The sequence below is a fragment of the Shimia sp. R9_2 genome (assembly GCF_017743735.1).
In the GTDB taxonomy this organism is placed as follows: Bacteria; Pseudomonadota; Alphaproteobacteria; order Rhodobacterales; family Rhodobacteraceae; genus Shimia.
In genome coordinates this window covers 119,858-140,573 of sequence record NZ_JAGHRO010000003.1, presented here as the reverse complement: position 1 = coordinate 140,573, position 20,716 = coordinate 119,858, and the positions used below count along the sequence as shown (strand labels likewise).

The window sequence follows — 20,716 nt, the reverse complement described above, 5'->3', positions numbered from 1 at the left end:
TCATGGATTGGGACAAACTCAGGATTTTTCACGCAGTTGCCGATGCCGGCAGCCTGACGCACGCCGGTGATGTGCTGCACCTGTCGCAGTCCGCTGTGTCCCGCCAGATCCGCGCGCTGGAAGAATCTCTGAACACCACCCTGTTTCACCGCCACGCCCGCGGTCTGATCCTGACCGAGCAGGGCGAGCTGCTGTTTGATGCAACCGCTGCGATGAACAAACGCCTTGATGCCGCCGCCGCCCGCATCCGCGACAGCGAAGAAGAGGTCTTTGGCGAACTGCGCGTGACCACGGCCATCGGCTTTGGCACGCTCTGGCTCGCCCCGCGTCTGGCCAAGCTCTACGAACAATATCCCGATCTTAACATCGACCTGATGCTGGAAGAGCGCGTGCTCGACCTGCCCATGCGCGAAGCTGACGTTGCCATCCGCATGAAAGAGCCAAGTCAGGCCGATCTGATCCGCAAACGCCTGATGAGCGTGCGCATGCGCCTTTATGCATCGCGCAAATATATTGAGGCACATGGCGAGCCCACATCGCTCAGCGAACTGTCCGCGCACCGCCTGATTTGCCAAAACGTCAACTCCGAGCAGGTCGGCGCCGGGGCAAGCTTTGTCACCAGCCTGCTGGCCAATGACGTGACCAAGATGCTCTACGTCAACAACTACTATGGCGTGCTGCAGGCCGTGCGCAACGATCTCGGGATCGGCGTTCTGCCCAACTATCTGATGCAGGATTTCCCTGATCTGGTGCGGATTCTGGACGACGTGGAATCCAGCGAAGTGCCAGTATACTTGGCCTATCCAGAGGAATTGCGCCAATCCAAGCGCATCGCAGCCTTCCGTGATTTCGTTCAGGAAGAGATCATTTCACACCGCAAGCAATTGCGGGATAAGGAAAATCGCTAAGCTATGCAGATTGCGCATAGCAGCAATGATTAACCTGCGACATAAAAAACCTTGAAGGTTTATAAACTGACTACTAATTGAACACTCGAAGACGATGATTGCTTAGATGCGCATCATCTTCACCTCCCTGTTGGACTAAGGCCGAGCTTTCATGCTCGGCCCTTTTTTTGGCCAAACCCAATTTCGGGATCATTTCTACCAACACATTTTCTACACGCTTTTTGCGGGTAATGTGCCTTTCAGATTTCACCTTCTGAAATTAACCTTTCATTTACAGGTCGGTCCTTGACCTCTGCAGACAAAGCGCATCTGCTGTTCACAACTTTTTGATCACTTCAGGGTTCCTCATGAGACAACTCATTTTGTCCATAGCATCCGTGCTGTTTTTAAGCATTGGATTAAGCGCGGTGGCGCAGGCACAGTCGCTGCCAACCACCACAATATCATCAACCAGCGCCGAAGCTCCGGAAATCGATCCGTCCGAGATGTCGCCGGAGGCCATCACCTCGATGGTGGCCCGCATGTCCGACGATCAGGTGCGCGCTGTCCTGCTGGACCGTCTGGACGCGGTCGCCACCGGCAGCACTTCTGGCGAAGCACCGCAATCGCTGATCGACCGCGGTGCCGCGCTTTGGGCCGCCTTCTCCACGCCGCTGCTTGATGCGCTGCGCAAACTGCCTGTGCTTGTGCCGTCGCAGTTTCAGGCCTTCTCCAACTTCACCGCCTCATATGGCGGAGTTGGCGGCGTCATGGGCCTCTTTGGCCTTGTCGCGCTGATCCTGGCCGTCGCACTGGCCGTGGAATACAGCGTGCGCACCTGGCTCATCAAGATCCGCAACCCCGAAGCCACACAGGGTGAGGCCACACTGCGTGAGTCCCTGACCTTCCTGTTCAAGCGCTTCCTGCGCGAGATCTTCGGACTGGTGATCTTCTATATCACTGTGCGCATTATGGGCCGCACCCTGCTGGATCCACAGCAGGTGACCTTTGTGGCGCCGTTTATTGGCTACATGATCTGGATGCCCCGCATCGCAGCAGCCTTCTCCCGCTTCCTGATGGCGCCCAACCGTCCTGACCTGCGCCTTGTGCACATCAGCGACCGCTGGGCCCGCTTCATCCACCGCCACATCATCGGCGTTGTGATCCTGGGCGGCGCAACCATCTTTGTGGTGGATTTCAACGCCACCAACGGCGTTCCGCCTGTGACAACCCGCATCGGCTTCTGGATCGACTCCATGGTCTATCTCTACATCGCCTTCATCGCGTGGACCGCACGCGAAGGCCTGAGCGAGATGATGCGCGGCGATGACCCCGACCGCACCGAATTTGACGAAGCTCTGGCCCGCATCTACCCCTATTATGCACTGGCCGTGGCGGGCCTCACATGGGTGCTGGTCTCCACGCTGATCGGCCTGCAGCAGGTGAAGCTGCTGCTGGGTGGCGCGCATTACACCACCATGTTCTGGCTCCTGATGGTGCCGGTCATCGACACCGGCATCCGCGGCCTTGTCCGTCACCTTGTGCCACCGATGCAGGGCGAAGGCGTCACCGCCGAGGAGGCCTATATGGCCACCAAACGCAGCTACGTGCGCATTGGCCGCGTGGTTGCCGTGGGCGCCGTGCTCGCGCTGATCACCAGCGCATGGAATGTGTCGCTGCTCAGCCTGCTGCAGGACCGCGCCGGCATCGCAGACAACCTCTTCAGCTTCGCCATGACCGTGATCGTCGGCTATGTCGTCTATGAAGGTGTCAGCCTTTATATCAACCGCCGCCTTGCGGCAGAGATGACCGCGCTTGGCATGAGCCAGGAAGATGCTGACAACGAAATGGGCGGCGGCGGTGCCACACGCCTCTCCACGGTGCTGCCACTGCTTCTGGTGACCGCACAGGGCGTGATCATCGTGATCTTTGGCCTGCTCTCAATCGGCAACCTCGGCATCGACATCACACCGCTGCTGGCTGGTGCCGGTATCGCCGGTCTGGCCATCGGCTTTGGTGCCCAGAAACTGGTGACAGACGTGGTCTCCGGCGTATTCTTCCTTGTGGATGACGCCTTCCGCGTTGGGGAATATGTCGAGATCGACGGCACCATGGGCGCGGTTGAGAAAATCTCGATCCGCTCCATGCAGCTGCGCCACCACCTCGGCCCGGTCCACACCATCCCTTATGGCGAAATCCCCAAGCTCACCAACTACTCGCGTGACTGGGTGATCATGAAGCTCAAATTCACCGTGCCGTTTGATACCGATCCCAATAAGGTCAAAAAGATCTTCAAAAAGATCGGTCAGGAGATGCTCACCGAAGAGCTCTACAAGGATGATTTCCTGCAGCCGTTCAAATCTCAGGGCGTGCTGGACATCGACGATGTCGGCATGATCATCCGCGGCAAATTCATGGCCAAGCCGGGCAAGCAGTTCATGATCCGCAAAGAGATCTACAACCGTGTCAAATCCGCCTTTGCTGAAAACGGCATCGATTTTGCCCGCCGCGAGGTGCGTGTTGCCCTGCCCGAGGCCGCCAAAGAGCTGCCCGCAGCAGAGCAAGCCGCGCTCACCGCCGCAGGGGCCGCCGCCGCCCAGCAGCAGGAGCAACAAGCCCCCGCCGCCGCGCCCAAAGGCCCAGACGGCTAAGGCTTTGCCCAAGGCACACCAAACAGACAAAGAGCCGCCCTCTTTTCGGGGCGGCTCTTTTCTTTGACGTACGCCCAAACCCGCATTTCACCTGCTCAAAGCGGCGGCACAGGTCGCGCCAGAAACACGCCATGATACCGATAACGTCAAACCCTCTTCCCCTTTGCGCGCGCCTGCCCTAAAAGCCCTTCAAACGCTACTTTTTGGGGGAAGCACGCACCATGCAGGAACCGGCCATCACCACCGATCTCATCGAAGCCCATGGACTGAAACCTGACGAATACGAGCTGATCCTAGAGATCATTGGCCGCGAACCCACATTCACCGAGCTGGGCATCTTCTCGGCGATGTGGAACGAGCACTGCTCTTACAAATCCTCCAAGAAATGGCTGCGCACCCTGCCCACCGATGGCCCTCAGGTCATCTGCGGCCCCGGCGAAAACGCGGGCATCGTCGACATCGGCGACGGCGACGCGGTTGTTTTCAAAATGGAAAGCCATAACCACCCGTCCTACATCGAGCCCTATCAGGGCGCGGCAACCGGCGTGGGTGGCATTCTGCGCGATGTCTTCACCATGGGTGCCCGTCCCATCGCGGCGATGAACTCCCTGTCCTTCGGTGAAACCGGCCACCACAAGACCAAACAGCTTGTGAACGGCGTGGTCGAAGGTGTCGGCGGCTACGGCAACTGTTTCGGCGTGCCAACCGTGGGCGGCGAAGTGCGCTTCCACCCGGCCTATAACGGCAACTGTCTTGTGAATGCGTTCGCCGCCGGTCTCGCCAAGACCGACGGCATTTTTTATTCCGCAGCCTCCGGCGTCGGCATGCCGGTTGTGTACCTAGGCGCGAAAACCGGCCGTGACGGCGTCGGCGGCGCAACCATGGCCTCTGCTGAATTTGACGACACCATCGAAGAAAAGCGTCCCACCGTTCAGGTTGGCGACCCCTTCACCGAAAAACGCCTGATGGAAGCCACGCTGGAGCTGATGCAAACCGGCGCCGTGATCTCCATTCAGGACATGGGCGCCGCAGGCCTCACCTGCTCCGCCGTGGAAATGGGCGACAAAGGCCAGCTTGGCGTGAAGCTCAACCTCGAAGACGTGCCACAGCGCGAAGACAACATGACGGCCTATGAAATGATGCTGTCTGAGTCTCAGGAACGCATGCTCATGGTGCTCAAGCCAGAGCTTGAAGCTGAGGCGCGCGCCGTGTTTGAGAAATGGGATCTCGACTTCGCCATCGTTGGTGAAACCATCGCAGAAGACCGCTTCCTGATCCTGCACAACGGCGAAGTCAAAGCCGACCTGCCGCTGTCTCCGCTGTCTGGCCGCGCGCCGGAATATGACCGCCCATGGGTGGAAACCCCAGCCGCAGAAGAGCTGGCCGAAGTGCCGCAGATCGACGGCATTGACGGTCTTAAGGCGCTGATCTCCTCGCCAAACTACGCTGGCAAACAGTGGGTCTATGAGCAATATGACACCACCGTCATGGGTGACACCGCACAGCGTCCCGGCATGGGTTCCGGCGTGATCCGCGTGCATGGCACCGACAAGAAGCTGGCCTTCACCTCTGACGTGACCCCACGCTACGTGAAAGCCAACCCGGTTGAGGGTGGCAAACAGGCGGTGGCCGAAGCCTTCCGCAACCTCTCAGCTGTGGGCGCCAAGCCTTTGGCAACAACAGACAATCTGAACTTCGGCAACCCCGAAAAGCCGGAAATCATGGGCCAGTTTGTGGGCGCAATCAAAGGCATCGGCGAGGCTGTGGCCGCGCTGGATATGCCCATCGTGTCCGGCAACGTCAGCCTCTATAACGAGACTGATGGCTCCGCGATCCTGCCAACCCCCACCATCGGTGCGGTTGGTCTCATCGCGGCAAACGAAGAGCCGATCCTCGGCGAAGTGCGCGACGGTCACGTGGCCCTGCTGATCGGGGACACCACCGGTCACCTCGGCCAATCGGCCTTGCTTGCCGAAGTCTTCAACCGCGAAGACGGCGACGCCCCACATGTGGATCTGGCAGCCGAGCGCAAACACGGCGAGTTCATCCGCGAAAACCGCGACTGGATCAAAGCCTGCACCGACCTCGCAGACGGCGGCCTTGCGCTGGCCGCCTTTGAGCTCGCCGAAGGCGCAGGCGTCGGTGTTCAACTGGATGTGGACGACACCCCAACCCTCTTTGGCGAGGATCAGGCGCGCTATCTGGTGGCCTGTAACTTCGATCAGGCCGAAGCGCTGATGATCAACGCCTCCAAGGCCGGTATCACCATCACAACCGTTGGCAAATTTGGCGGTGACACCGTGAAATTCGGCGGCTCTGAAGCCACGCTGGCCGAACTGTCAGACACCTTCCGCAGCAGCTTCGCTGCCGCCGTTGCCTGATCTCATGGAGGGCGGGCGCCCCACGCTTCCGCCCCTCACGGATGACTGTGCAAGCTGCGCAGCGCTTTGCTGCGTGGCTTATCCATTTGATGCGGATGAGGATTTTGCCCTCATCAAACGCGCAGACGATCCCTGCCCCAATCTCTCCGACAGCTGTTTCAACTGCACGATCCACGCCGATCTGATCCCGCGCGGCTTTGGCGGCTGCGTCGCCTATTCCTGTGCCGGGGCTGGCCAGCGTGTCACCCAAGAGCTGTTTGACGGAGAGCACTGGCGCGAAGATCCCGACCTTCTGGGCCATATGACCTATGCGCTGCGCGTCGTGCGCCCGATCCACGAAGCGCTCCTGCTTCTGCAACAGGCCGCGCAGATCCCGGTGCCCGCCAGCGTTGCTGCTCAGCGCGAAGCCCTTGTGGCCGCGCTCTGCCCCGAGGATCCAAAGTCCATATACGACTTTGAGGAGCCGGAGGTGCAGGACGCCCTCGCTGATGTGCCCGCCTTTCTGCAATCGCTCGCACCGTTTGTTTAAAAGCTTCCGCCGAAACCGACTTGCGGAGCATTCGGCCAAGCCCTACATTTTTTCTGAACAAGACAAAGGAACGCCTCCATGCCAATGACAGCTCACCAAATTGAGGAACTGCTGCGCGAGACCTTTCCAGATGCCGAAATCCAAGTCGGCGGCTCGGACGGTGTGCACATGTCCGCCATGGTGGTTGACGAAAGCTTCCGCGGTAAGAACCGCGTGCAACAACAGCGCGCCGTCTATGCCGCCCTCAAGGGCAAGATGGACGGGCCGTCGGGAGAGTTGCACGCCCTGGCCCTGACCACAAAGGCTCCGGAATAGTGCCCCTCAGCGGGCTGGCCGGTGGGCTGATCTTTGCGGTCTGCGCCCTTGGCGCATTGGTCGCATGGTTCAGCCGCAACCGCGGCCCGCTTGTGCAGGACGAGGAAGATCCCGACTACCATCACCTGCGCTCTGAATATCAATCCGGGGTTGGCGGTGGCGACACCCGCACATGGAAAGTCCCCAAAGACCCGCAGGAATACGCCCGCCTGTTTGTCCCAAAGGACACCTCAGACGGCAACAGCCCGAAATAGCCCCGCGTCAAAGCCTGCGAAACAAAAGCTACCCATTGGCATCTCGCAAATGCCTGACCTATATGTAAGGCAACAGGAACGCGGCCAACGCCAAAAGGAAATCAAAATGACCGACGTTAAAGACCGTATCGACGAAACCGTCAAAGCCAGCGATGTGGTGCTCTTCATGAAAGGCACCAAAGACATGCCCCAGTGCGGCTTCTCCTCCCGCGTGGCTGGCGTGCTGAACTACATGGGTGTGGACTACACCGACGTGAACGTGCTGGCCGACGAAGACGTGCGTCAGGGCATCAAGGATTACTCCGACTGGCCAACCATCCCGCAGCTCTACGTCAAAGGCGAGTTCGTGGGCGGCTGCGACATCATCACCGAGATGACCCTGTCCGGCGAGCTCGACACCATGTTTGACGACAATGGCGTGACCTACGACAAAGACGCCGCCGACAAAATCCGCGAAGCCAACGCATAAGCTTCCGGACATATCTTATTGAAAAGCCCCACCAAATCGGCGGGGCTTTTTTGTTGTCGAAAGGTCTGCCGCCTCAACGCTCATCACTTGCATAGCCCGGCACGCGGCCTTCCACGTGATAGATCTCCAGCCGCGCATCACGGCTCAGTCCGGCAGGATGGGAGCCCGCAGCCCCTTCCGGCACCTCGCGGCCGATCTCGGCATAATGCGCCACCCAGTCTTCCAGCAAAGCACCGCTCTGCACATCGCGAAAACTCAATGGCGTGTTGGGAAACACCGCCACCCCATTGTTGGCATGGCGAAACATCTCAAGGATCAGCTCACTGCAATAAAGCGCCTCGGGGCTGCTAGTGTAGTAGGGATCATAAGGCACACCCAGTCGCGACAGCCCAAAAGTCAGCGCCGCCGGGATCAACGGACGATAAGGCGCGCGCAGCCTGGCAAACATCAACCGTGGCCGCGCCTCACTACAGAGGCTCCGGTCTGAATACTCCGCCAGCGAGGTCACACGGACGGCCGGATCAATTGCCTCCAGAACCGACAACGCCCCGTCTTGAGCGACAACAATACCAACGTGGTTGACCCGTGCTCCACGGTGGCCTTCCACCACCGCAGAGATCAGATTGTCCTCCGCGCCCAAAGCGGCGAAAATCAAATCACCCGGGGCCAGTTGCGGCACGGATGGGCGGCTCACCCAGCCGCTTTCTCTTCCACCAGATCAGCCAGCGCTTCTGCGCGTGCGGCCATTTCGGCCATGGCTTGGGTCACAGCTTCAGGGATCACAGGCACTTCCACCTGCTCAGGCTCCGGAGCTGGCGCGTCTTTCAGCGCTTTGATCTCTTCGTCACGTGCCGCCAGTTTGGCTTCTGCCTCACGCAGCTGATCTTCCAGACCCGCGGTCTTATCCGCCAGCATCAGACCGGCCATCAAGAGCATTCGCGCTTCGGGAATGCGGCCCGCCTGTTCAATCAGAACCTTGGCCTGCTCATCCAGCATCTGCGCCGCTGCGCGCAGGAAATGCTGTTCTCCATCCTGGCAGGCGACCTCAAAAACCCGTCCGCCAATCTCAATCTGTACCTCAGGCATCAAGCTTCTCCTGTCTCATCTGCCATGGCCGGAGCCGCCTCTTCCACCTGTGGCTCGTCTGCCTCAGCTGCGTCTTCCGCCGCGGTGCCCTGCACCAGCGGGCGCAGCTCTGCGAGGATCAGCGCCGTTTCGGTCACCTCAGCTTCGCGCAAAGCGGTCAGCGTCGCCAGATCGGCTTTCAGCGCCTCGTTCACAGCGGATGGATCGACCATCTCGCCTTTCTCGACCTGATCACGCAGCACCTGATTGGTGGTGCGCTCACGCCGCGCCATCTGGCGCAAGCGGCGCAGACGTTTGGCAAGCTCGTCAAGCAAGGCCCGGTTGGCTTCAACCTCAGGGCTCACGCCCCCCGCATCCGCAGCACTCGGTGCCGCGCTCGCAGCCTCTGCCGCCTCTTCGGCTGCATCCGCTGCCGCGGCCGCCGCTGTTTCTGCAGCTTCGGCGCGGGCCTCAGCGGCGATCAGCGACTGAGAAGCCTCTTCCTGTGCGGCTTCAGCAATCTTTACGGTATCCTCAGCGGCGGCGCGGGCTTCTTTCTCTGCGGCCAGCTCTGCTTCCAGATCCGATTGGCGCGCGGTCAATGCCCGAACGCGCTCTTCCATTTGTGCGGTGACCAGCGCCTCATTTTCCAGCGCCCGCCGCAAGGCTTGAACATCTTCACCCTCATCAGGCTCAGCAACCACAGCCTGCATCGCATCCACGCCGCGTCCAATCCGCTCCAGCGCAGCGCTCAACCTGCCTTCAAGTTCGCTGATGTCACTCATTTGCCTCGTCCTTTCTGGTCCGGTTCTTATTGACCCGTGTATCGCGCCGATACAGCTATCGCAGTCGCGAATCGCCGCCAAGCGCATAATGTCGCGATCTTATCCAATGGACAGGCAAAATGCGCCCCCCCAAGGCCTGAAATCCCGTCAGGTTCCGAAAGCGGCTCTGAGCCCGGCAAAGCCTTTAAAAAACGGTATTCCGGCGGCGTGGCGTGTTGCTATTGGCCATAATCCTGCTATTGACCCAGCAACCAAAACCCCAACCCAGAGGAGCGCAAGACGTGGACATCGCCGCCCTGCGTGAAAAGAACCCTGAACATTGGATGAAAGCCACCGCCATTCGTGCTCTGACACTGGACGCTGTGGCCGCTGCAAACTCCGGTCACTCTGGCATGCCGATGGGCATGGCGGATGTGGCGACTGTGCTGTTTGAAAAGCACATGAAGTTTGACGTTGCCGCGCCAAACTGGCCGGACCGCGACCGTTTCATCCTGTCTGCTGGCCACGGCTCCATGCTGATCTATTCGCTGCTCTATCTCATGGGTGACAAGCAGGTCACGCTGGAGCAGGTGAAGAACTTCCGCCAGATGGGCGCGCTCACCGCGGGCCACCCGGAAAACTTCCTGATCGACGCCGTGGAAACCACCACCGGCCCGCTTGGTCAGGGCATCTCCAACGCTGTGGGCTTTGCCATGGCCGAAGAGATCCAGCGCGCGCAATACGGCCGCAAGCTGGTGGATCACTACACCTATGTGATCGCAGGCGACGGCTGCCTGATGGAAGGTATCTCCCAGGAGGCCATCGGCCTTGCGGGCCGCCACAGCCTCGGCCATCTGATCGTGCTCTGGGACAACAACAACATCACCATCGATGGCACTGTTGAGCTCTCTGACCGCACCGATCAGGTCAAGCGTTTCAAAGCTTCCGGCTGGCATGTGCTGGAAATCGACGGCCACGATCCGGAAGCGATCGACGCCGCCATTGAGACTGCCAAGAAAACCAAGAAACCGTCCATGATTGCGTGCAAGACACACATCGCAATCGGCCACGCGGCTCAGGACACTTCCAAAGGCCACGGCGCCCTGACCGACGCAGAGCAGCTCGCTGCCGCCAAAGAGGTCTACGGCTGGCCCGGTGCGGCTTTCGAAGTGCCTGCCGACATCAAAGCCCAGTGGGAAGCCATCGGCGCCCGCGGTGCAGAAGAGCGCGCCGCATGGGAAGGCCGCTTTGCTGAGGCCTCCAAGCAGAAGCAGGACCGTTTCAACCGCGCCTACGCGTTGGAAGCCCCGAAAAAGCTCTCCGCAACCGTGAAAGCGCTGAAAAAGCAGATCTCTGAGGATCAGCCTTCCGTCGCCACCCGGAAATCTTCCGAAATGGCGCTGGCAGCGATCAACCCGATCATGCCGGAAACCGTGGGTGGCTCTGCTGACCTGACCGGGTCCAACAACACCAAGACCGGCGACCTCGGCGTGTTTGACACCGACAACCGCAAAGGTCGTTATGTGTATTGGGGCATCCGTGAGCACGGCATGGCCGCTGCGATGAACGGCATGGCGCTGCACGGCGGCATCCGCCCCTACGGCGGCACCTTCTTCTGCTTCACCGACTATGCACGCCCCTCCATGCGTCTGGCCGCTCTGAGCAAAATCCCCACCGTCTTCGTGATGACCCACGACTCCATCGGTGTGGGCGAAGATGGCCCAACCCACCAGCCGGTTGAACACCTCGCAATCTGCCGTGCGACCCCGAACACCTATGTGTTCCGTCCAGCGGACTCCGTGGAAACCGCAGAGGCCTGGGAAATCGCGCTGACCAGCAAAGAGACCCCTTCCGTGATGGCCCTGACCCGTCAGAACCTGCCAACCGTGCGCACCGAGCACAAACTGGCAAACCTGACCGAGAAAGGGGCTTATGTGCTGGCCGAGGCCGAGGGCAAACGTCAGGTGATCCTGATCGCCACCGGCTCTGAAGTCTCCACCGCGATGGAAGCCAAGGCGCTTCTGGAAGCGGAAGGCATCGGCACCCGCGTGGTCTCCATGCCCTGCATGGAGCTCTTCGCACAGCAGGACGAAGCCTACCGCCGCAAGGTGCTTCCAGCCGGCGCAGCTGTACGCGTTGGCGTAGAGGCGGCTGTGCGCGCAGGTGGCTGGGATCAGTGGCTGCTGGGCGAACGCGCCCGCGCAGGCAAATCCGACTTCGTCGGCATGTCAAGCTTCGGCGCCTCCGCCCCGGCGGGCGAGCTGTTTGAAAAGTTCGGCATCACCGCAGCCAATGTGGCGGAAAAAGCCAAAGCCCTGCTGTAAGAACGGATCATAACCTATTGAAAAGGCGCCCCATCAAGGGCGCCTTTTTAACGGGTCTTCGGTCTAAGTGTTGCTACTCTTTTGCTTTGGCAGATGCAGCCATTTCATCAAAGGGCCACCCGCTAAGCTCAAAGTCAGCACAATCATGTGCGCCCACTTCAAAACCCTCCGAAAAAACCAGCAAGTCTCCATCCAGCCGTTCAATTTCGATACGGTCAGACAGCAATTTCGGCACGCATTCCGCTCTTGGTAGATCGCCATTCCACCCCCCTAGAGGGGCGTAGGGAACAGGTTTGAACGGCTTGATTTCAAAAGCCTTTTCGAAGCCCCCCACACAATTCTCGCGGTTTTTCTCTGGCAATTGAGAGTCAACTGGAAATCCTTCTTGCGTACAGGCCATGCCATGAACAAGCATGTTGTCGTCCCAAACCACTTTATCAAACGCTTTTCGCTCAGAGCTCAAATCTTCCGGATAGTCTTTTTCGAAGAGTCCCAGAAGTGTGTAGTGGTCTCTCCAATACCGAGTAGTTACCCTTTTTACATATGCTGTCCGCGTCTGCACCGAGTTAAACAACGACCAGAGATTGTGACGCTCTTTCGCAGACTTTTCGGTTTTCTGTTCAGGTTTGAAGAACTTAAATATCTTGCCACCTTGATTGTTCTGCTGCCCCGGTTTGCCCGGGCGACGATTATTGAGCACCCGATTGCCGATAATAAGCATGTCTCTGATGCTTACCTGGTCGGTCGAATAGACTGCGTGAACATTGTAGAACGCATTGTTTACAATGTACCAGTTTTGCGCACCGGTCTCAGGCTCGATAGCGTTGTCGCGAATGAAGGAAAATTGATTGCGATAGATCGCGACATCTCGATTGCGCGCCACCAGAGGGCGGCCGGCATCATCCGATGTCAACAGCGATGCATCCTTATCATCCATATCCATTCGAATGGCATTAAACGCATGTCGAATGTCACAATCGCGAATGGTCAGCCCACCTTCGATGTTATAGCTGCCAAAAAATGCTCCATTGAAGTGACTGAAGTCGCGATAACCGGGTGACGCTTTCACCTGTCCCCAATCAACACGTCCGTCCCACATGTCGTATTCCGGATCCTGTATCCAGACACATTGTTCAATCAGAATATCACGACAGGCTCTATACGCCAGTTGTCGCGCATAAACAAAAAACCGCCCCCGTTCAGCCTCGCATTTCCGAACGGTTATGTTCTGAGCCGCCCTAAAATAAATGGCTGACGGCCAGCAACGGTCAAATTTGAGATGTTCCAAAACAATATGCTCAGCGTGAAACAACTTGATGAACGCAAAATCGCCATCCCGTGGATCTATTCCCGCGAGACGCCCATCTTCGGGCTTCCGCTGTCCGTCAAGCAACGGCGGTTGACCAGGATCATAGGCCGTAACGGTGATTGGCAAGCCAGGCTTGCCTGATGATCGCAAAACAACTGGATCAGTATAATTACCGGGCCAAAGCAAGACCTGATCTCCCGGCTGCGCCCGATTCAAAGCTGTTTGCAGCTCGTCGACCCACACGGTTTTTTTGTTTATCTCATAGTACCCTGGCTTGGCGGCAGCCAACAATCTAGCCATCTCACATACCCCACTTCACAAAAGAACACTCTGATATTGAGGTCTGACATCAATAAAAATCAACTATGAAGCAATTTCGAACACCACTTGGTTCCGGTATCTAAAACGACGCTCCAGACAGAAGAGGCAATCCAAAGAAGAGAGAAGCAACATTTACTCGAAGTTTAAGCTGTGAACCTCACGTGAATCGCGCCATCTGTCCAAGCGCCGGGTGCACATGTTTCCACATTCCCCCTATCCTTCCGCATCGTAACCCTCTATCAGCAGCGGAACGCCAATGGGCCAAGGCCCCAGCTCAGGACCCCAACATGCTGCTCACCCTTGCCAAGCGGATCCTCCTGCTGCCCGTCGGCCCAGCCATCTTTCTGTTTCTGGCTTTTGCCCCCACGGTCTGCAGCACCAGAAAAGGTTTTCGTGGCTGGTACTGGCGCCGGGTGTCGCGTGCCTGCTCCTTGCTGCTGTGGTTTCTGGATGTGAAGGTCGAAATCTCAGACGCCGCCCGCGAGGCGCTGCGCACTGATGAAAACTCCATCATCGCGGTCAATCACCGCAGCCATCTGGATGGGTTCACCATGCTGCATGTGATCCCCGACGAAAAATGGGTGACTTTCGGGGCCAAGAAAGAGCTCTGCGAAGCCGCGCTTCTGAAGCGTGGTTTTGAGGGCGCAGGCCTTTTGACGATTGACCGCCAAAAGGGCCGTGATGCGCTTTCCTCGCTCACCGGGGCGATCACAGAGATGCCCGCGCGCCGCTCCCCGATCCTCTTTGTCGAGGGCACCCGTTCCACCAAGCCGGGGCTTGCACCGTTTAAAGCAGGCGCCGTTCTGATCGCCCAGCAAACCGGCCGCGCCATCCGTCCTTTTGTGATCAGCCACTCCGACAAGCTCCTGCCACGTGGCAAGGTCTTCCCGTTCAAAGGCACCGTCCACATCGATGTGCTCGATCAGATGAGCTTTGCCAATGATGAGAACACCGACGCTGCGGTCGCCCGACTGCGCGGCGCAATGGCGCGTGCCTATGACGCGCAAACCGGTGAAACCACCCCTGAGGTCTGAGCAAGCGCCGCCCCCAGCCGCAGCTTAGCGGCGCATGTCTTTCCAGCGGCGCAGCAGCCAGTACCACTGATCCGGCTTTTCCAGAATACGGGCCGACAGATTGTCGTTAAACGCCTGTGTCATGGTGCGCGGATCGCTGGGCTCAATCGGCGCTTCAAATTCCACATCAATGTCAGAGCTGTTGTCCCGCCGCGTGCCAAACACCGGCATAAACGGCACATCGTATTTGAGCGCCAGCCGTGCCGCCGCCAGCGAGGTCAGCGCATCAAACCCCAGAAACGGCATCATCTCACCGTCCACGGTTTTCTCATCCAGCAGGATCGCCACAAATCCACCGGCGCGCAGATGGCGCACCATCGCCTTGGTGCCATTTGGCCCCGTGGTCAGCGCGGGCCGCCCGCCCTGCTCAATGCCGCGTGACAAGAGCCGCTGATAATGCCGATTGCTCTGACGCCGATAGACCCCGGCGGTCTCCATACCGCGATGCTTCAGCACCGCACGCACAGCTTCCCATTGCCCGAAATGGCCAGACACAAGGATCGCCCCTTTGCCCTCGGCGCGGGCCTTCTCCAAAATCTCAAGACCGGGGCCTGAGATGTGGAAATGCTCCTGCCCTGCCTGAAACTCGGTGTTGTGGAACACCTCAAACAGGGTCCGCCCCATGTTCTGCCCCATCTTCCGGCTCAGGGCCAACCGCTCTGCCCGCGGCATATCCGGATAGATGCGCAGAACCTCCCGGTCAAACCGCCGCCGCGCAATCGGGATCCAGCGCATGACCCAGCCAATCATATTGCCAAGGCTGCGCGCCCGCTTGTCATACCTGCGCCATTTCGACGAGGTCAGCGCGGTCCACAAAGGAATATAGCGCAGATGTTGCCAGATGTATTTTACAGGACGTGCAAGCATTTGCTCTGTATGGGCTAGTTTGCGGGTATGTCCAATCCAATAAGTGTCACACCCGCAAAAATCTGAAATGCGCGTTTAAAAAACGCCGTGATCGGCGATCTTACGCCAATGCGCGCATCATGCTTAATGCGCGGCCTCTTCGCCTTTGCCAAAGATCGCGCCCCAGATCGGGCCAATCACTTTGGTCGCCACCGGGATCAAAGCCGCACCAAGCACGAGGCCAAAGACCCCGTCCATGGCCGCCTTGCTGGTCCATTCCACAAAACCCTCATAGGCCGCCGGAACCGCATGGCCCGCCGCATAGGCCCAATCATGAATATGATGGCCAAGCCAGCCAAAGCCCAGCTCTTCCAGACCATGGATCACAATGGAGCCCCCAACCCACAGCATCGCTGCCGTGCCAACAAGGGTCAGCAGTTTCATAAAATAGGGCATGCCACGCACCAGCCCGCGGCCAATCGCACGGGTCAGCGACCAGTCACCGCCCGCATACATCGCCAGCCCCACATCATCCATCTTCACGATCAGCGCCACAGAACCATAAACCGCCACGGTGATGCCCACCCCGGCCAGCGCCAATGTGGAGGCTTCCATCCAGAAATTGCTCTCCGGAATGCCCGAAAGGATGATGGTCATGATTTCCGCAGACAGGATGAAATCCGTCTTGATGGCGCCTGCGGCTTTCTTCTCTTCCAGATGCGCCGGATCGCCCTCGGCCTCGTCTTCTGCGCCATGATGGGTGTCATGTGGCACAAAGGCGTGCAGCACTTTTTCAGCGCCTTCAAAACAAAGGTAGGCCCCGCCCAGCATCAACAGCGGCGAAATCAGCCAGGGGGCAAAATTGGCCAGCAGCAATGCCGCCGGCAGCAGGATCAACAGCTTGTTGCGGATCGAGCCTTTGGCGATTTTCCAGATAATCGGCAGCTCGCGCTTGGCTTCAAACCCATGCAGGTATTTCGGTGTAACCGCCGCATCATCGATCACCGCGCCCGCCGCCTTGGCACTGGCCTTCGCCGCGCCTGCCGCCACATCGTCAATCGAGGCCGCCGCCACTTTGGCAATGCCTGCCACATCATCCAACAACGCAAGCAATCCGCCAGCCATCTGCACCTCTCCTGTCGCCCTGTTCCCTTATCGGGTGTTTGATCCTAGATGCCTGATCTGTGCAGATTTGCCTAGGGGGAAGTCTGACCCGAAGATGCCAACCCTGCGCAGCACAGACAGGAGGCGCCCCGCGTGTTGCGCCTGCCCCCGTTGCGACGCCCCTGCGCTTAACACAGACGTTTTATTCGCGGAGCCGAAACGACACCGACGCAATACCGACGGGATACAGCCGCGATACCGCAAGCCAAAACCGCATCAATTTAAAGGTTAAACCGCCGACAAACTCACCGCTTGCCGAGCCGGTCCAGCAGCGCCTCATTGACCGCAGGCGGCACAAATTTGGACACATCCCCATCCAGCCGCGCGATCTCTTTCACCAGCTTTGAGGCAATCGCCTGATGCTTCAAATCGGCCATCAGAAAGACGGTCTCGATGCTCGCATCCAAGGCACGGTTCATGCCAACCATCTGGTATTCATACTCAAAATCCGTGACCGCCCGCAGGCCGCGCACGATTATCTGAGCGCCCACCTCTTTGGCACAATCAATGAGCAGGTTTTCAAAGGGATGCACCAGAATTTCGACGCCGGTTTCTTCCGCCAGCTTGGCGCATTGCCCCTCGATCATGGCCACACGCTCTTCCAGCGAAAACAGCGGGCCTTTGTCGCGGTTGATCGCAACGCCAATCACCAGCCGGTCCACCAATTGTGTGGCGCGGCGAATAATATCGATGTGACCCAAAGTGATAGGGTCAAACGTGCCTGGGTAAAGCGCTGTGCGCATGGCATCCTCCCGTGGTCCTGCGCGCACGCAACATTATTGCGCGGCCATTTGCAAGACCTGTTTTCAGGATAGGTATTTCTGCGGGACTAAGACGTTGCGGCACCTCAGTGCCCCATGATCATGCCTTCCAATGCGTCCTTTTCCATCGCCAGTTCTGAGAGGCGCGCCTTGACCGTATCACCCAGCGAAATAAGCCCCACCAGCGCGCCGTCTTCCATCACCGGCATGTGGCGGAACCGCCCCTGGGTCATCTTCTCAAGCACGCTCACCGCATCATCATTGCGGGCACAGGTGACAAGCTCGGTTGTCATATAGTCGTCGATCTTGTCAGACAGACAGCCCACCCCGCGTTTGGCAAGCTGGCGCACGATGTCGCGCTCAGACAGAATGCCCAGCGGCACAACGCCGTCCTCAGACACGATCACCGTGCCAATGCCTTTATCGGAAAGGATTTTTGCCGCATCAGACACCAAGGTTCCAGGCTTTACCGTCAGCACACCTTCGGACCCTTTGGACTTGAGTATCTGATGAACGAGCATAGTGACCTCCGATATAAACTATAAGTAAGTCAAGCGTTGCCGCTCCTTAATCGCATGTCAAGCTTGCGCTTCCAGATGGGCCACCTCTTGCCGCATGCCTTCACAGAGCGCCTCAGAGAAGCGGTTGAGCCGCTCCAGCCGCCGATCATCCGCATGCCGTATGAGATAAAAGCTCCGGGTCAGGGAAATCTGATCCGGCAATATCTTCACCACACCCCGAGCTGACGGAATGGCAAAGTCATGCACCACCCCGATGCCCGATCCCGTGCGCACCCAGTTGAACTGCACCGAGGCCGAGTTTGACGCAAGGCGCACCCGCTCTACACCCACCTCACTGAGGTAGTCGAGCTCCTTGTCAAAAATCATGTCCGGAATATAGCCGGTCACCAGATGGTCCTTGAGATCGGCCACCTCATTGATCTTGGGATGATTGCGCAGATACCAGCGCGCCGCCCCCAGATGCAGCTTGTAGTCGGTGATCTTCTGAACCGTCAGTCGCCCGGCCGTGGGCGCACTTACGGCGACCACCAGATCGGCCTCACGGCGTGACAGGCTCACCACACGGGGCAGCGCCACAATCTGAATATCCAGATCCGGGTTATCCTCCGCAATCCGCGCACAGACCTGCGGCAACAGAAAATTGGCCACCCCGTCAGGGGCCCCGATACGGATCTGCCCAGACAGCCCCGTGCTTTGCCCCACCATTTCCTCAGTGGCTTCCTGAAGGCTCTGCTCCACCCGAAGCGCGTGGCTCATCAGGCGCTGCCCTGCATCGGTCAACGCATAGCCTGTTGGCGATTTCACAAACAATGGCGCCTCAAACGCGGTCTCAAGCCGCGCCACACGCCGCCCCACCGTTGCCGGATCCACCTGCAGCCGCCGCCCGGCCGCCGAAAGGCTCTCTTCGCGCGCCACCGCCAGAAACACCCGCATGTCATCCCACTGAACCATCACCCTGCCCCCTCTGTATTTTTGCAAAACAGTTTTGAACAGTTGTCTCTTTTCCACACATTTTTGCAAGCCTATTGTGTCGCCAAAGTTCAATGGAGGATGCCATGAAAGAGTTGACTCACTACATTAACGGCGAACACGTGAAAGGCACGTCTGGCCGTTTTGCCGAAGCCCGTAACCCGGCCACTGGCGAAATCATCAGCCAGGTGCCACTGGCAAGCCCAGCTGAACTGGACGCAGCTGTTGCAAAAGCGGCCGTCGCGCAAAAGGAATGGGCCAAGGTGAACCCGCAGCGTCGCGCACGCGTGTTCATGAAGTTCGGTGCCCTGATCAACGAGCACATGGACGAGCTGGCAGAAATCCTGTCCAAAGAGCACGGTAAGACCCTGCCCGACGCCAAAGGCGATATCCAGCGTGGTCTGGAAGTTGTCGAAGTCTGCATGGGCGCACCTGCCATGAACAAAGGCGAGTTCGTCGGCGACGCAGGCCCAGGCATCGACCTGTATTCCATCCGTCAGCCTCTTGGCGTTGTTGCGGGCATTACCCCGTTCAACTTCCCTGCGATGATCCCGCTGTGGAAAATGGCACCCGCTGTTTCCTGCGGTAACGCAATCATCCTGAAACCTTCCGAGCGCACACCAAACACCGCAATGCGTCTGGTTGAACTGTTCAAAGAAGCAGGCGTGCCCGATGGTGTGGTTCAGGTTGTTCACGGCGACAAAGAGTGCGTTGACGCGATCCTCGACAACGAAACCATTCAGGCCGTTGGCTTTGTGGGTTCGACCCCAATCGCTCAGTACATCTATGGTCGTGCGGCCGCAAACGGCAAGCGCGCTCAGTGCTTTGGCGGCGCGAAAAACCACATGGTCATCATGCCCGACGCGGACATGGACAAAGCAGCAGACGCGCTGGTTGGCTCAGGCTTTGGCGCCGCTGGCGAACGCTGCATGGCGATCTCTGTTGCGGTTCCAGTTGGCAAAGGCACTGCTGACGCGCTGGTCGAGCGTCTGGTTCCAAAAATCGAGAGCCTGAAAGTGGCCCCATACACCGGTGGCGACGATGTTGACTACGGCCCGGTTATCACCGCTCAGGCCAAAGACCGCATCGAAGGCCTGATCACCTCGGGTGTTGATCAGGGCGCGACACTGCTGACAGACGGCCGTGGCCTGAACATTCAGGGCTATGAAGAAGGTTACTTTGTTGGCCCGACCCTGTTTGACAACGTGACCTCGGACATGGAGATCTACAAAGAAGAGATCTTTGGCCCGGTTCTGTCCATGGTGCGTCAGGACAACTATGAGGACGCGCTGCAGCTGGTCATGGACAATGAATACGGCAACGGCACCGCGATCTACACCGGCGACGGCGACGTGGCCCGCGACTTCGTGAACCGTGTGAACGTCGGCATGGTTGGCGTAAACTTCCCAATCCCAGTTCCGCTGTCTTACTTCTCCTTTGGCGGCTGGAAGAAATCTGGCTTTGGCGATCTGGACCAATACGGCCCCGACGCGTTCAAGTTCTACACCCAGACCAAAAAGGTCACCTCGCGCTGGTTCTCCGGCATCAAGGACGGTGCTGCGCTGAACTTCAAAGCGATGGATTGATCCACAATCCAAACTGTGTTGATGTACCGAAAGGGGCGGCATTGCTGCCCCTTTTTTTGGCGTAACACGGGGCAAAAATGTCGGTCTCTTTCAAAATACTGTCCTCTCTGGGCGTGGTCTATGTGCGCTATGAGGGCTTTGCGAATATGTCCGATACGCTGACCGCCTTTGCCGAATATGCCCAACATCCAGAGTTCCGCCCCGGCCAGAAGCAGCTGGTGGATCTCACCCATCTCACCGGATGGGACGAAGACTTCCTCGAACTCATGAAAATTCAGGCCCAAAAGGCCGACGCCTTCACCGGCAACAACGCCCAGACCCTGATCGTCTACCTCGCCCCCACACCCGCAGGCCAAAAGCTCGCCCGCATCGCGCTGCGCAGCTGGGAGCCTTTCCCAGCCGTGGTGCCCATGGTGCAGGAAAAAGAGCAGCCCGCCCTATCGATCCTTGGCCTGCCATATGACACGATCAACCAGCTGTTGAGCCGCGCTGTTTAAGCGCCCGTCAGCTCTTATATTTTTAGACAT

General features: G+C 58.6%; 20 protein-coding genes. 11 read left to right on the top strand and 9 right to left on the bottom strand.

Translation table 11 applies throughout. The features are described from left to right. The first annotated feature begins 2 nt into the window (after positions 1-2). The 7 genes from J7400_RS09310 (at position 3) to grxD (ending at position 7,486) form a co-directional block, all read left to right on the top strand. Positions 3-908, top strand: coding sequence for a LysR family transcriptional regulator (locus tag J7400_RS09310; protein ID WP_209062367.1), 906 nt, complete (start codon positions 3-5; stop codon positions 906-908). Between the two features lie 362 nt (positions 909-1,270). After that, complete coding sequence (locus J7400_RS09305; protein ID WP_247738724.1) at positions 1,271-3,538, top strand: mechanosensitive ion channel family protein; 2,268 nt, start codon at positions 1,271-1,273, stop codon at positions 3,536-3,538. A 221-nt stretch (positions 3,539-3,759) separates the two neighbouring features. Next, on the top strand, positions 3,760-5,919 hold the full coding sequence (gene purL / locus J7400_RS09300; protein ID WP_209062363.1) for a phosphoribosylformylglycinamidine synthase subunit PurL: 2,160 nt from the start codon (positions 3,760-3,762) through the stop codon (positions 5,917-5,919). Between the two features lie 73 nt (positions 5,920-5,992). After that, positions 5,993-6,448 carry a hypothetical protein gene (locus J7400_RS09295; protein ID WP_209062361.1) on the top strand — a complete coding sequence of 152 codons (456 nt, stop codon included), beginning with the start codon at positions 5,993-5,995 and terminating at the stop codon, positions 6,446-6,448. A 78-nt stretch (positions 6,449-6,526) separates the two neighbouring features. Further along, complete coding sequence (locus J7400_RS09290; RefSeq protein ID WP_209062359.1) at positions 6,527-6,763, top strand: BolA/IbaG family iron-sulfur metabolism protein; 237 nt, start codon at positions 6,527-6,529, stop codon at positions 6,761-6,763. Further along, a complete protein-coding gene (locus J7400_RS09285; RefSeq protein WP_348540152.1) occupies positions 6,763-7,017 on the top strand; it encodes a hypothetical protein in 255 nt (84 codons plus the stop codon). The genes J7400_RS09290 and J7400_RS09285 overlap by 1 nt, the downstream gene beginning before the upstream one ends. 106 nt (positions 7,018-7,123) lie before the next feature. Further along, positions 7,124-7,486: a Grx4 family monothiol glutaredoxin gene (grxD, locus tag J7400_RS09280; protein ID WP_209062357.1), complete on the top strand. Its 363-nt coding sequence runs from the start codon at positions 7,124-7,126 to the stop codon at positions 7,484-7,486. A gap of 73 nt (positions 7,487-7,559) precedes the next feature. Here grxD and J7400_RS09275 read toward each other — a convergent pair whose 3' ends face one another. Genes J7400_RS09275 through J7400_RS09265 form a run of 3 tightly spaced genes read right to left on the bottom strand, consistent with a single transcriptional unit; the run spans position 7,560 to position 9,336 of the window. Then, on the bottom strand, positions 7,560-8,180 hold the full coding sequence (locus J7400_RS09275; RefSeq protein WP_209062355.1) for a YiiX/YebB-like N1pC/P60 family cysteine hydrolase: 621 nt from the start codon (positions 8,178-8,180) through the stop codon (positions 7,560-7,562). Further along, entirely contained in the window at positions 8,177-8,572 is a 396-nt protein-coding gene (locus J7400_RS09270) for a cell division protein ZapA (RefSeq protein WP_209062353.1), read from the bottom strand. Before J7400_RS09270 ends, J7400_RS09275 begins: the two co-directional genes overlap by 4 nt. Then, on the bottom strand, positions 8,572-9,336 hold the full coding sequence (locus tag J7400_RS09265) for a hypothetical protein (RefSeq protein ID WP_209062351.1): 765 nt from the start codon (positions 9,334-9,336) through the stop codon (positions 8,572-8,574). The genes J7400_RS09270 and J7400_RS09265 overlap by 1 nt, the downstream gene beginning before the upstream one ends. 281 nt (positions 9,337-9,617) lie before the next feature. Here J7400_RS09265 and tkt point away from each other — a divergent pair, with 281 nt between their 5' ends. Beyond that, positions 9,618-11,639 carry a transketolase gene (tkt, locus tag J7400_RS09260; protein WP_209062349.1) on the top strand — a complete coding sequence of 674 codons (2,022 nt, stop codon included), beginning with the start codon at positions 9,618-9,620 and terminating at the stop codon, positions 11,637-11,639. 73 nt (positions 11,640-11,712) lie between these two features. Here tkt and J7400_RS09255 read toward each other — a convergent pair whose 3' ends face one another. Beyond that, positions 11,713-13,248 carry a right-handed parallel beta-helix repeat-containing protein gene (locus tag J7400_RS09255; protein WP_209062347.1) on the bottom strand — a complete coding sequence of 512 codons (1,536 nt, stop codon included), beginning with the start codon at positions 13,246-13,248 and terminating at the stop codon, positions 11,713-11,715. A gap of 308 nt (positions 13,249-13,556) precedes the next feature. Here J7400_RS09255 and J7400_RS09250 point away from each other — a divergent pair, with 308 nt between their 5' ends. Next, positions 13,557-14,303 (top strand): lysophospholipid acyltransferase family protein, encoded by a 747-nt coding sequence (locus J7400_RS09250; RefSeq protein ID WP_209062345.1) that lies wholly within the window; start codon positions 13,557-13,559, stop codon positions 14,301-14,303. A gap of 24 nt (positions 14,304-14,327) precedes the next feature. On the opposite strand, the gene J7400_RS09245 is transcribed toward J7400_RS09250, so the two are convergent. The 5 genes from J7400_RS09245 to J7400_RS09225 all read right to left on the bottom strand — a co-directional run bounded on the left by J7400_RS09245 (position 14,328) and on the right by J7400_RS09225 (position 18,588). Next, entirely contained in the window at positions 14,328-15,209 is an 882-nt protein-coding gene (locus tag J7400_RS09245; RefSeq protein WP_209062343.1) for a lysophospholipid acyltransferase family protein, read from the bottom strand. A 123-nt stretch (positions 15,210-15,332) separates the two neighbouring features. Then, a complete protein-coding gene (locus J7400_RS09240; protein ID WP_209062341.1) occupies positions 15,333-16,313 on the bottom strand; it encodes a DUF808 domain-containing protein in 981 nt (326 codons plus the stop codon). Positions 16,314-16,597: 284 nt separating this feature from the next. Further along, positions 16,598-17,095, bottom strand: coding sequence for a pantetheine-phosphate adenylyltransferase (gene coaD, locus J7400_RS09235; RefSeq protein ID WP_209062338.1), 498 nt, complete (start codon positions 17,093-17,095; stop codon positions 16,598-16,600). A 104-nt stretch (positions 17,096-17,199) separates the two neighbouring features. Then, positions 17,200-17,634, bottom strand: a complete 435-nt coding sequence (locus tag J7400_RS09230) for a CBS domain-containing protein (protein WP_209062336.1) — start codon at positions 17,632-17,634, stop codon at positions 17,200-17,202. Between the two features lie 57 nt (positions 17,635-17,691). Beyond that, on the bottom strand, positions 17,692-18,588 hold the full coding sequence (locus J7400_RS09225; protein WP_209062334.1) for a LysR family transcriptional regulator: 897 nt from the start codon (positions 18,586-18,588) through the stop codon (positions 17,692-17,694). 101 nt (positions 18,589-18,689) lie between these two features. Between J7400_RS09225 and J7400_RS09220 the strand changes: the two genes are divergently transcribed. Further along, positions 18,690-20,189 (top strand): CoA-acylating methylmalonate-semialdehyde dehydrogenase, encoded by a 1,500-nt coding sequence (locus tag J7400_RS09220; RefSeq protein WP_209062332.1) that lies wholly within the window; start codon positions 18,690-18,692, stop codon positions 20,187-20,189. 77 nt (positions 20,190-20,266) lie between these two features. After that, complete coding sequence (locus J7400_RS09215) at positions 20,267-20,686, top strand: hypothetical protein (protein ID WP_209062330.1); 420 nt, start codon at positions 20,267-20,269, stop codon at positions 20,684-20,686. The last annotated feature ends 30 nt before the right edge of the window (positions 20,687-20,716 follow it).